This window comes from Paraburkholderia sp. 31.1, from assembly GCF_014397645.1.
GTDB lineage: Bacteria > Pseudomonadota > Gammaproteobacteria > Burkholderiales > Burkholderiaceae > Paraburkholderia > Paraburkholderia tuberum.
The window spans coordinates 1-12075 of the sequence record NZ_VZQN01000083.1 but is presented as its reverse complement, the minus strand read 5'-3'; the positions used below and the strand labels follow the sequence as shown (position 1 = coordinate 12075).

Below are 12075 nucleotides of genomic sequence, written 5' to 3'. Positions count from 1 at the left end.
ACACTTATCGACTGTTAGTTTTTAAAGATCGGTCCGCCAAACCCGCCGCGCCTGAACCACCACTACCCGGCACTGCTTCGTTTGCGTCGCTGCGTCTGCAGCAGAGAAGCGAGATTATGGAGAGCGGCCAACAACACGTCAATACCCTTCTGCGAATTTCTTTTGGGGACAGCATTTGGGGACAGCATGCGAGGATACGACCCCATATACAGGAAAACGACATGGAGCCCCCTTGCGCAAGGAGCAACTCGCCCCTATCTAGGTTAGGTCGCGCGCATGGCCACGGACTATGCACCTGCGTAGCCTCACGCAATGCCTGCGACAACAGCGACGATGATTTGATGTGCACCCATGAGCGCGAACCCCCAAGCTCGTATATAATGCGAGCCGCGCAAAATTTCGCATGTCCATCGGCCCGCTTCGAGCGGGCTCATCTTTTTTGCTCCCCAGAGCACAGCCCAACAACCGCGTTGAGTCACATCAGGTGATGCTGAGCCCTGCTCGAAACGCCTGACGGTAGCGTCTTGCGTCTCATAGCGAAGCCTCTAGAGGAAATTACGTGAACCCTTTTGATCGCGAAGATTCGCAACACGACACCGCCTTCACTGCCAAAGTTCCGTCCGGCCGTTCGGCCAAAGGCAAGGGCGCCGGCAAAGCGATTCCGGTGGCAGCCGAGCTGCTGCCGCAACAAGCCGAAGAACGCCAGCGCCTGATGCGCGCACTGATCCAGCTGGGTAAAGAACAAGGCTACCTGACCCACGCGCAGATCAACGACCACCTGCCCGACAACTTCACCGCAACCGCCGCGATCGACAGCATCGTCAGCGCGTTCAGCGACATGGGCGTGCAGGTCTACGAGCAGGCCCCGGACGCGGAAACGCTGCTGCTCAACTCGAATTCCCCCGCCGTGGTGTCGGACGACCAGGCGGACGAGGAAACCGAAGTCGCGCTGTCGACCGTCGACTCCGAGTTCGGCCGCACCACCGACCCCGTGCGTATGTACATGCGCGAAATGGGCGCGACCGAGCTGCTCACCCGCGCAGGCGAAATCGCGATTGCGAAGCGCATCGAAGACGGCCTGCACGAAATGGTGCAGGCGATCGCCGCGTGCCCGCTCGCGATCTCCGCGATCCTCGCGAGCGCGCAGCAGGTTGTCGACGGCGAGCTGCGCATCGACGAACTCGTCGACGGCCTGAATGAAGAGACGGCCGCCGCGGAAGAAGTCGCGAGCGCCGACACGGATGCCGATGAAGACAGCGACGCCGGCGAAGACAGCGAAGACGAAGAAGACGACGACGTCGGTCCGGAAGATTCGTCGGCGGCGGACGAAGCTCGCCTGAAGCAGCTCACGAGCGACTGCCTCGAAATCTTCGCCCAGGTCGGCATTCTGTACGACCAGATGAACGCGTCGCACGCGCGCGGCGACGTCACGTCGAAGGCCTATCTGCGCGCACGCGAAGACATTCAGCAGCACCTCGCGAAGATCCGCTTCACCGCACGCACGATCGACCGTCTGTGCGGCGACGTGCAGCGCCAGGTCGCGCAAGTGCGCGCGATCGAGCGCAACATTTTGCAGATCGTCGTCTCGAAGGCCGGCATGCCGCGCGAGAAGTTCATCGAAACGTTCGCGGGTAGCGAAGCCGACCTCGGCTGGACCGAGCGTGCCGCGCGCACCGGCGCGTCGACCTATGGTGCGGCGCTCGAGCGTCACCTGCCGGCCATCCAGTCCGAACAGCAGAAGCTGATCGACATCGAAGCGACGGTGTCGCTGCCGCTCAAGCATCTGAAAGAAATCAACCGCCAGATGGTCGCGGCCGAATCGAAGATGCGCAAGGCCAAGAGCGAGATGATCGAGGCGAACCTGCGTCTCGTGATCTCGATCGCGAAGAAGTACGTGAACCGCGGCATGCTGTTCCTCGACCTGATCCAGGAAGGCAACATCGGTCTGATGAAGGCCGTGGACAAGTTCGAATACCGTCGTGGCTGGAAGTTTTCGACGTACGCGACCTGGTGGGTCCGTCAGGCCGTCACTCGTTCGCTCGCCGATCAGGCGCGCACGATCCGCGTGCCGGTGCACATGATCGAAACGATCAACAAGCTGAACCGCATTTCGCGCGAGATCCTGCAGCAGACCGGCCAGGAAGCGCATCCTGCGGTGCTCGCGGAACGCATGGAACTGTCGGAAGAGAAGGTGCGCGGGATTCTGAAGATCGCGAAGCAACCCGTATCGCTCGAAACGCCGGTCGGCGACGACGGCGATGCGACGCTGGGCGACATGATCGAAGACGCTGGCGTATCGTCGCCGGCGGATGCCGCGATGCAGGCCGACCTGCGTGCCGCGATCGACGACGCGCTCGACTCGCTGTCCCCGCGCGAAGCGAAGGTGCTGCGCATGCGCTACGGCATCAACACGAAGTCGGATCACACGCTTGAAGAAGTGGGCAAGCAGTTCGACGTGACCCGCGAGCGGATCCGCCAGATCGAGAGCAAGGCGATGCGCAAGCTCATGCATCCGAGCCGCGCGGACCGTCTGAAGTCGTTCCTCGACCGATAAGCGTTTGCCACGCTTGCCGTGCTCGCTGCACGGCAAGCCGCCCACATCGTCATACACAAGCAGCGGGATGAACCGGTCGACGGTGAGTCCCGCTGTTTGCTTTTGTGCTGTACCTTTCCACAATTCTTCAGGCGCGAATTTTCCGCTTCGCTTCCCGCCCTGTTGTCCACAGATTTTGGGAACAAGCTTGTGGACAACCTGCGCATGACTGCGCTAACTCATTGAGCGTACTGCGTTTCGCGCTCGCGCCTGAGATGAGTCGCGTGTCCCATTACTTGTCGCACATCGTGCGCCCTCCGCCCATTGCCGCGCTCTCAACGCGAGTCCAATCTCAGAAGGCGCCACCATGATCGAGCAGATTCAGCATGCCCTCGCCAGTCAGCGGCGCCGCCACGGTGCTTTGCCCCAGCATATGCGGATCCAGGTAGCCGGAAACCTGCAGCGTGTCGACGGCAAAGCGCATCAGCCGATGCAGCACGATTGGCGCCCCAAGGCCGAGCGTGAACACGATGATCGCAAGGTTGCCGCACTGCAAACTGAGCAGACGCGCCACGCTGACGTTACTGCCGAAATGCAATTGCGATCCGAGCGACGTGTTGGCCATCACGTGGCGCGTCAGCGCGGCGACATAGAAGCCGCGGATCAGCATCGTGCCGATGGAGAACAGCGCATAAAACAAAAACAGCGATCCGAGCGCGGCCCGCGACGGCGCCATACTCGCCCCCGGCACCTGGCCGACATGCATCGATGCGAGAGCGCCCTTCAGAAACACCATGAACAGCACCGCGAACAGCACGACCACGCCGACGAACGTAACGAGGAACAGACCGTAGACGACCCACGCGCGCCCGTTGAAGCGAAACGCAAGGCTACCGAAGCTGCTCGCGTTGATGCGGCACTCCATTAGACGCATCGATGTCCACGGCGTCATCTGGCCAAGCGTGACAACGCACAACAGCGCGTACAGCAACGCGCGCACGCCGAAGCCGAGCGCCGAGCCGGTCATGCCGCCGCGAATACCGCACCACTGCGTCCGGCTCAGCCGATAGCGCTGCGCGCCGAAAAAGGCACCCGCCGCGAGCACGACGATCAGCAGATACAACGCGATGACAGGCAGCCAACCGAGTGCCGCGCTTTTCGTCAGCATGCGCAAGACCACGCTTAGCGCGCCAGCCGCGAACACCGCGCTGAACACGACCACGATTGCGAACAGAAAGCCCTTGAATAGCTCGCCCCCGGTGCCCATGTACTCGAAGCGCTCGTCCTGAAACCGCATGCGCGACCAGACATATCGGCGGTTGTTCGTGGTCGCCCAGAAGCGGTAAATACCGAGCGTCACGATTTGCAGCACAAGGTTTCTGAAAAAGATGCCGTAGAGGTCGCCGAGCGTGCCGTCGTAGATCAGCAGCGGCCGCTTCTCGTCGAGTGAATTCATTGCGTTGCCCCCTTTTCCTCATTTAACGTTTTTGTGGCCCACTCACGCATTCTCGTGCGGCACTCATATGCGGCATGCATGGGCGAACGCGACGGGCGACGATGCTTTCCCGTGCGAAAGCCGACTCGTGTGGCGCGAACCCGTGTAAAACCTGTCTTTCAGACATTCCGGGAATCACGCAAAACGGAAGCCGGCCGGCAAGCACGATAATTACACGGTTTCTTGTCTTTATAAATGGCATTTCCGCATATAAATCGACCACCTCCATTACAAGATTTGGCAGCGCCCGAATTTATTCGAATTGCATAATCTTGAAATTAAGGCGTGCAATAACGATTTCATTGGGGGCAATCATTGGAGGGTCCACTCGCGCGTACGCGCCGTTCGACGTGGCAATCCCGGGCGGTTTCATCTGCGGCTTGCCACGGTCGGTCTCATAGAAGGCACGCGCGGACGAAAACGATTGCGTATTCGAACTCAACGCGATTCGCGATTAATCAGGAATGCGGTGAATTCTGTTAACTCGCCACAATTTTTGGCATTTGGATAAAAAAACCCGGCTGCACATTAGATGCTCGCCGGGTAATTTGCCGCATTCCACTGATTGTGTTGATGCAATCAGGATTTTATTGCTCGTCGAAGTACTGCTCGAGCGCGCGGTTCATTCGGTGCACGCCGGTTTCAATCTCCTCCATACCCGGCGCGGCAAACGACAGGCGCAGCGCAGCTCTATCGGCCGCGTCCTTGTAAAACGCGACACCCGGCACGAACATCACGTTCTGTTCGATGCACACGCGCAGATAGTCGGACGCATCGCGTGCCCCGTTCAGACGCGCCCACACGAACATGCCGCCGGCCGGACGATGAAATGCGATGTGCCGCGCGAGATGCGTGTCGAGCGCATCGCATAGCGCGCGGCATTTGACGGAATACGCATCGACAATGCGCGGCAGATGCCGCTCCAACCTGCCGCTCGCGAGGTACTCGGCGGCAATCGCCTAGGTCCAGGGCGCGCTGCATAGATCGACGGTCTGGTTGGCGACCACGCATCGAGCGATATAAGGCGCTACACCACGTTCTTTTCGATGATCGGCCGGTTTTCGAGCACGCGCGTAAAGCTTAGTGAACTGAGATCGAGCGTCGCATAGCGGTCATGCAGAATCAATTCGCTGATGCCGCGTCCGGTTGCCGGCCCTTGCTGCAAACCGTGGCCGCTGAAGCCGTTCGCGAAAATGCAGTTATCGATATCCGGGTGATGGCCAATGATCGCGTTCTGATCGAGCACGTTGTATTCGTAATAGCCGGACCAGCAGTTCTGCACGCGCAGCGCCTCGAATTGCGGCACGCGATTGGCGAGCGTCGGCCAGATCACGTCGTCGAAAAGCACGTGATCGACTTCATCGAGCGGTAGATCGTCGGGATCGTTATCGGCCGACGGCGACGTGCCGCAGATATACGAATTGCCTTCAGGCCGGAAGTACACGCCGCTCGGATCGATCAGCAGCGGACAGCGTTCAAGCTTTGCCGGCGACGTGACGTTGAAGATACTGCGCCGCCGCGCATAGACGGGCAGATCGATGCCGACCATCTGTGCGACCTTACGCGACCATGCGCCGGCCGCGTTGACGACGACGTCGCAAGCATAGGTCTCACCGTCCGCGGTTTGTACCTGCGTGACGCGATTGCCCTCGCGATGCAGCGCGGTGACGTCTGCCGCGACATAGCGCGCGCCGAGCGCCTGCGCTTTCTTGCGCAGCGCCTGTACTAAACCGTAGCCGTCGAACCAGCCCTCGCCGCTTTCGCCATAAGCGCCGGCAACGAGGTCGTCGGTATTGAGCCAAGGGAAGCGCGTTTGCAAGCCATGCGTGTCGAGCAGGCTGATATCTGCGCCGAGGCTTTTTTGCAGCGCGTGATTCTCGCGCAGCGTCGCTTCACCGGCAGGTGTCGCGAGAAACAGGTAGCCGCCTTCGTGCAGATCGATCGAGGGCCGGGTGCCGTCGACTTCGAGCCGCTCGCCGATCGAGCGAAGAAACTCGATGCCGAACAGCGACATCTGAATGGAAAGCGGCGTAGAAAACTGCTGCCGGATCGACGCCGCCGACAAGGCCGACGACGAACGCGCATAGGTCGGGTCGCGCTCGATTACCGTGACGCCGACTGTCGGATCGGACAGCCGCAAGAAATACGCAATCGAACTGCCGATCACCCCACCGCCGACGATCACGACTTTCGAACTCACGTCTTACTCCACGAGTAACGTGGCCGCTCCGGAACGCCGGGCGGCGCAAACGGATTGCTATCTGGAACGCGCGGCCGTGGCGCGCCGGACGGCGACGGCGGCGGCGCACCGGCATCAACGCGATGCGCCGCCAACGTTTACGACGTCACACTTGCGCGCTCAGTCGAGATTGAAGTCGATACCCTGCGCAAGCGGCAACGCCGACGAGTAGTTCACGGTATTGGTCGCGCGACGCATATACGCCTTCCATGCATCCGAACCCGACTCGCGCCCGCCGCCCGTTTCCTTTTCGCCGCCAAACGCACCGCCGATCTCCGCGCCGCTCGGTCCGATGTTGACGTTCGCGATGCCGCAGTCGCTGCCCGACGCGGACAGGAAGCGCTCCGCTTCGCGCAGGTCGCTCGTGAACACGCACGACGACAAGCCGTGATGCGCTGCGTTGTTCGCCTCGACCGCATCGGCGAAATCGGCATAGCGCAGCACGTACAGAATTGGCGCGAACGTTTCCTTCAGCACGACCGACGTTTGCGACGGCATCTCGACGATGGCCGGACGCACGTAGTAGCCGCCCTCATAACCCTTCACTTCGACTCGCTCGCCGCCGAACACCTTGCCGCCCTCGGCCTTCGCCTGCTGCAGCGCTTCCTGCATGCGGTCGAACGATTGACGGTCGATCAGCGGCCCCATCAGCGTGCCCTTTTCGAGCGGATTGCCGATCGGCACGCGGCTATACAACTGCTTCAGACGCTCGACGGTCTTCTCGTACACGCTGTCGTGCACGAACAGACGCCGCAGCGACGTGCAGCGCTGACCGGCCGTACCGACCGCCGAGAACAGGATGCCGCGCATCGCGAGTTCATGGTCGGCCGTCTGCGTGACGATGCCGGCGTTGTTGCCACCGAGTTCGAGCAGCGAGCGGCCGAAGCGCTTCGCCACTTCGACACCAACCTTGCGACCCATTTCCGTGCTGCCCGTCGCGCTGACGATCGACGCGCGCGGATCGGCCACGAGCTTTTCGCCCACGTCGCGTCCGCCGTTGATCAACGCGGCCAGGCCGGCTGGCGCGTCGCCGAATTCCTTCAGCGCGTCTTCGAGAATCCTGTTCACGGCCAGCGCCGAGAGCGGTGTCTTTTCCGACGGCTTCCAGATCACTGCGTTGCCACACACCAGCGCGAGCGCCGCATTCCATGACCAGACCGCCACCGGGAAATTGAACGCCGAGATCACGACGCAGGTGCCGAGCGGATGCCACGACTCCGCCATCCGATGACCCGGGCGCTCGGACGCGATCGTCAAACCGTACAGCTGACGCGACAGACCGACCGCGAAATCGCAGATGTCGATCATTTCCTGCACTTCGCCCATGCCTTCCTGCAGGATCTTGCCCGTCTCCAGCGAGACGAGGCTGCCGAGCGCCTGCTTCTGTTCGCGCAGCCGATTGCCGAGCAGCCGCACCAGCTCGCCGCGGCGCGGCGCCGGCACGTTACGCCACACGGCAAACGCGTCTTTGGCCCGGGCGAGCGCCGCGTCGACCTCGACCGCCGTCTGGCTGGCCACACGGCCGATGAGCTCGCCGGTGATCGGCGAATGAACGGCGATATCGCCGGCTTGCGCGGCTTGGGCAATGCCGAGATCCGCGAGGATAGTGGACGCGTCCATGTGAACCCCTTTAATTTCCGATACGAAACAAGAGTAAGTTCGGAAACTATACACGCGGGTTGTTGTGGCGGCAAGAAGATGGTCGGGAATGAAATACCGGTTGACAAAAGGGGGGCGATGTTTCCAGAAGGAAACTTCGTCAGACTTCGGGCGGTTGTCACGCCCGCGCGTCAAGCATCTGGCCCGCCATTCTCCTCCAGCACCGCCATCAACCGGTCGACCAGCACACGCGCGAACGGCGGCAAGTCCTTCAGACTGCGCACGCAGATCTTCAGCTTGCGCACGGCCCACGGATCGTTCAGGCCGACGATCGCGATCTGCATCGTCTTTCTGTGCCGCAGCGCGACCGACTCCGGCACGATGCCGATTCCGACACCCGCCTCGATCATCCGGCACGCGGCCTCGAAGTTGCCGACCTGGATGCGAAGTTTGAGACGCGCGCCGAGCGCATCGGCGGCACTCGTGATGAACGCGTGAATCGCGCTCGACGTCGGCAGGCTCACGAAGTTCGCGTTCAGCACCTGCGAAAAATCGACCGACGCTTGTCTCGCGAACGGATGCTCGCACGACGTAACCAGCACGAGCCGATCGTCGCGATATGGCAGCATCTGCAGATGCTCGGCATGCACATTGCCCGCGACGATGCCGATATCGGTCGCGCTGTCGGCGACGCCCTTGACGATCTCGCCGCTCAGCACTTCGCGCAGATCGATGTTCACGTCCGGGTGATCGCGCAGGAAACGGCTCAGCACGGCCGGCAGAAACTCGCTGATCGCGGTCGTGTTGGCCCAGATGCGCACGTGGCCCTTGATGCCCTCGCCATACTCCTGCATGTCGCCGGCCAGATGCTCGACGCGTTCGAGCACGAGCCGCGCGTGATGCACGAAGGCTTCGCCCGCGGGTGTCGGCGTCACGCCCTGGCTGGTTCGATAGAGCAGCTTGATGCCGAGCTGCTCCTCGAGATTCTTGACCCGGTTGCTGGCGGCCGGCGCCGACAGGTGCGAACGCTCCGCCGCACGCGCGAGGTTGCGCGTGTCGGCGATATGCAGGAGCAGGCGTAAATCGACGAAATCGAAGTGCATGATGAAAGCTGCTAGCGAAGCATGCGCAAAGCAAACTTTCATCTTAACCGGGTGCAGTGAAAATTTAGCTGGGGAAAGATCCGAATCGACAGATCACCTTGATGCGCGCACGGCTTAAGCCGACTCTCGCATCATCTCCGCTTGCGGTATCAGCTCGGCATCGGGCGAAATCTCTTCGAGCGTCTGCTGACTCGTTTCGATGTGCAGCGCGAGAATCGCGATACTCAGCAACAACAGCACGCCACCGACCATCGTCAGCACACCCGTCACGCCGAACTCCGTGTAGAGCAGCAGCGCGACGTAGGGTGTGGACATCGACGCCGCGCGGCCGCACGTGCCGGCCACGCCGGTGCCGCGCAAGCGATGCGCGGTCGGAAACAGCTCGGGGATATAGCCGAACAGGCCGAGCGTGCAGACCGTGTAGATCGTCGTGACGAGCGCGAAACCGACGACCGCGATCGGCACTGGCGCGCGCATCTGCACGTAGACGAAGCCGAGCACGATCGTTGCAAGCGAGAACAGCACGATGCCGTTGCGTCGCCCCAGGCGGTCCGTCACGAGATAACCGACGACAGCGCCGGCCGGCGCACCGAACGACATCAGCAGCACGAAGCCAAGCGACTGCACGATGGTCAGGCCTTCCTTGACGAAGAACGTCGGCAGCCACGCGACGAAACCGTACAGCGACATGTTGATCGCCATGCAGGTCAGCGCGGCGACCAGCGTGCGGCCGATCATGCCGCGCGCGAACAGCGCCGAGAACGGCGCGGCCGGCACCTCGTGACTGACCACGCGCGAAACCGGCGGCAACTTGCCGACGCGCGCCTCGACCTGTCGCTCGATTGCCGAGACGGTGGCCTCCGCCTCTTCGAGCCGGCCGACCGTTTCGAGCCAGCGCGGCGACTCCGGCATCCGATGCCGCAGGAACCACACGACCATCGCGCCAACCCCCGCGATCGCGAACATGTAGCGCCAGCCGAGATGTGGAATTACCCAATAGCCGACTGCGGTCGCGCCGAGCAAACCGGAGTTGATGATCAGCGCGAGCAGCGCGGTCCAGCGGCCGCGTGTGGCGGGTGGCACGAACTCGCACAGCGTGCCGGCCGCGACCACGAGTTCGGCGCCAAGGCCAATGCCCATGACGAAGCGCAGCAGAATCAGCCAGTAGATGTTCGGCGCGAAGCAGGCGGCGAGCGACGCGATGCCGAAGATCGCGAGATTGGCCTGATACGAATAGCGTCGACCGAAGCGGTCGCCGAGATAGCCTGCCAGCCCCGCGCCGATCATCATGCCCATGAAGGTCGCGGAGATGAAGAACGAGCCGAGGCGGAGATCGGTGAAGCCGGTTTTGACCATCGCCGCGAGCGCGCCGTTGGCGAGATAGATGTCGAAGGCGTCGAGGAAAGCACCCGCGCCGATCAGGCCGAGGATGTTCCAGTGGAAGCGGGTGATCGGCAGGCGGTCGAGGCGTGCGCCGGAGTTGATGGGGGCTGGCAAATTGTGTCTCCTGTCTTTTTAGGCTGCGCGCGGGCGAGAGGCGCGAGCGCGGAACAGTTCTGCGAGACCGCCTTCGTTCGATGTGGCGGCTCGGGGCAGAGCGCTGAACGGCCGTTGTCGGATCGTGCAGGGCCGTTGGCTTCAAGAGTGCGACAGGTGACGTGGGCTGGGAATTGGGCTTTTTGGAGGTGAGTGTTCCGGTTTGCTTAAGGGAATGGTAAAGAAGCGATTTGCATACCCGAAAGGCGGCAGCGCCGAACCGCAGCGCGAGGTCAAAGCCCTCGAGAACGAGATCGTCGAAATGGTCGCGCGCGATGAACTCGATTTCGAGTTCAGGATGCGCATCCATGAACTGATCGAGTCGTTGCCCAAAGCCGGTGACTGAGCCGGAATTATCGCCGGCTCAAGCCCCGTCGCGCCATTTATCCCGCTGTCCGGTTCTGCACGGGCACGTCTGCGCCGGCGCTGCGTGTGACAGAGTCGCTGAGGTCCGTCCTCGTATTGATGAACCAGGCGGAGACCGAAGCCAACAAGAAGCAGCCGACGAAGAGGTGGAATACGACATTGAAGTCGTCATTCGTCCTGGTCAGGATGTAACCGACGATCAGCGGGGAAAGAAATCCTGCCAGCTGACCCGCCGCATTGACAAAGCCGATTGCCGACCCGACGACCTTGTTCGGCAGCGCGACGTTCGGGATGGTGTAGAGCGAACAGCCGGCCATGGTTGAGAAGAAGTAGCCGATCGTCTGAAAGAATACCGCCGTTTCCGCGGTCTCCGCATGGGCCGTCAGATAGGCAAAGATGGCGGCCACGACGCAGCCGAGGACGACAAGCAATTCGCGACGATTGCGGAAGAACTTGTCGGAAAGAAAGCCCGTGATGCAATAGGCAATCGTGCCGACGAGAAATGGCACCGACGCCATAATGCCCATTCTGGCCGTCGAAAGGCCGCGCGCTTTCAGCAGATACGTCGGGAACCAGCTCATGATGCCCCACGAGGCGATGCTGAAAACGAACAAGGTGACGAAGCACCACCAGACCAGCGGCGTTTTCACCAAACCAGCAAAATCCGCTTTGCCGGCAGAGGCAGACAAAGACTTTTCGCTGGTACCGATTTCCTCCAATTCGATCTTCGAAACGTGCTTGCTGTCTTTCGGGCTGTTTCTGATATAGATCCAGCCGAATACGGCCATCGCGACACCGGGTATGAACAGACTCGTGAAAATCGCGCGCCATCCCCACGCGGCCATCACGGCCGCCACGAACAGCGGCGCCAATGCGGGTCCCAGCGCATTAGTGGTCATCATCAGCCCGGTTGCCCGTCCCACTTCGCGCTTTGGGAACCAAGCCGACAGTGTCTTGAACGCGGCGGGAGGAAAGAGCGCTTCGCCGATGCCGAACGCGACCCGCACCACCAGCATCAAGCCGAGCGAATTGCACAGTCCGGTAAGCGCGGTGAAAATCGTCCACCAGGTGATGCCGCGGCGCGCGTCAAGCAAGTTGTCGCCTCACTCATGCAGCCAGAGGCTGTTTATTTGCGCTGATCGACGCCATCTCGACGACTGAGTCGCGTTCGGGGTTAAGCGTCACGGCACCAACCGGTGTCCAG

General features: G+C 61.7%; 8 protein-coding genes and 1 pseudogene. 2 read left to right on the top strand and 7 right to left on the bottom strand.

Annotated elements, in window-relative coordinates; genetic code table 11:
- Nucleotides 1–559: 559 nt before the first annotated feature.
- Complete coding sequence (gene rpoD, locus F6X37_RS34135; protein ID WP_187614414.1) at nucleotides 560–2554, top strand: RNA polymerase sigma factor RpoD; 1995 nt, start codon at nucleotides 560–562, stop codon at nucleotides 2552–2554.
- A gap of 331 nt (nucleotides 2555–2885) precedes the next feature.
- On the opposite strand, the gene F6X37_RS34130 is transcribed toward rpoD, so the two are convergent.
- The 6 genes and pseudogenes from F6X37_RS34130 to F6X37_RS34105 all read right to left on the bottom strand — a co-directional run bounded on the left by F6X37_RS34130 (nucleotide 2886) and on the right by F6X37_RS34105 (nucleotide 10466).
- Nucleotides 2886–3989, bottom strand: coding sequence for a YjgN family protein (locus F6X37_RS34130; RefSeq protein ID WP_187614412.1), 1104 nt, complete (start codon nucleotides 3987–3989; stop codon nucleotides 2886–2888).
- A 626-nt stretch (nucleotides 3990–4615) separates the two neighbouring features.
- Nucleotides 4616–5056, bottom strand: a pseudogene (locus F6X37_RS34125) (aminotransferase class I/II-fold pyridoxal phosphate-dependent enzyme); the annotation flags it as partial.
- A complete protein-coding gene (locus F6X37_RS34120) occupies nucleotides 5056–6228 on the bottom strand; it encodes an NAD(P)/FAD-dependent oxidoreductase (protein WP_187614410.1) in 1173 nt (390 codons plus the stop codon). The pseudogene F6X37_RS34125 and the gene F6X37_RS34120, both read right to left, overlap by 1 nt.
- A 159-nt stretch (nucleotides 6229–6387) precedes the next feature.
- Nucleotides 6388–7887 carry an aldehyde dehydrogenase family protein gene (locus F6X37_RS34115; RefSeq protein WP_187614409.1) on the bottom strand — a complete coding sequence of 500 codons (1500 nt, stop codon included), beginning with the start codon at nucleotides 7885–7887 and terminating at the stop codon, nucleotides 6388–6390.
- Between the two features lie 170 nt (nucleotides 7888–8057).
- On the bottom strand, nucleotides 8058–8969 hold the full coding sequence (locus F6X37_RS34110) for a LysR family transcriptional regulator (RefSeq protein ID WP_187614407.1): 912 nt from the start codon (nucleotides 8967–8969) through the stop codon (nucleotides 8058–8060).
- Between the two features lie 114 nt (nucleotides 8970–9083).
- Entirely contained in the window at nucleotides 9084–10466 is a 1383-nt protein-coding gene (locus F6X37_RS34105) for an MFS transporter (RefSeq protein ID WP_187614405.1), read from the bottom strand.
- A gap of 214 nt (nucleotides 10467–10680) precedes the next feature.
- Between F6X37_RS34105 and F6X37_RS38115 the strand changes: the two genes are divergently transcribed.
- Nucleotides 10681–10851, top strand: coding sequence for a hypothetical protein (locus tag F6X37_RS38115; RefSeq protein ID WP_184068939.1), 171 nt, complete (start codon nucleotides 10681–10683; stop codon nucleotides 10849–10851).
- Between the two features lie 37 nt (nucleotides 10852–10888).
- On the opposite strand, the gene F6X37_RS34095 is transcribed toward F6X37_RS38115, so the two are convergent.
- Entirely contained in the window at nucleotides 10889–11965 is a 1077-nt protein-coding gene (locus F6X37_RS34095) for an MFS transporter (RefSeq protein ID WP_262420129.1), read from the bottom strand.
- Nucleotides 11966–12075 lie beyond the last annotated feature (110 nt).

Excerpts from the sequence above, each read along its gene's own strand:
- F6X37_RS34130 (WP_187614412.1), bottom strand. The coding sequence starts at position 3,989 with ATGAATTCACTCGACGAGAAGCGGCCGCTGCTGATCTACGACGGCACG.
- F6X37_RS34115 (WP_187614409.1), bottom strand. The coding sequence starts at position 7,887 with ATGGACGCGTCCACTATCCTCGCGGATCTCGGCATTGCCCAAGCCGCG.
- F6X37_RS34110 (WP_187614407.1), bottom strand. The coding sequence starts at position 8,969 with ATGCACTTCGATTTCGTCGATTTACGCCTGCTCCTGCATATCGCCGAC.
- F6X37_RS38115 (WP_184068939.1), top strand. The coding sequence starts at position 10,681 with ATGGTAAAGAAGCGATTTGCATACCCGAAAGGCGGCAGCGCCGAACCG.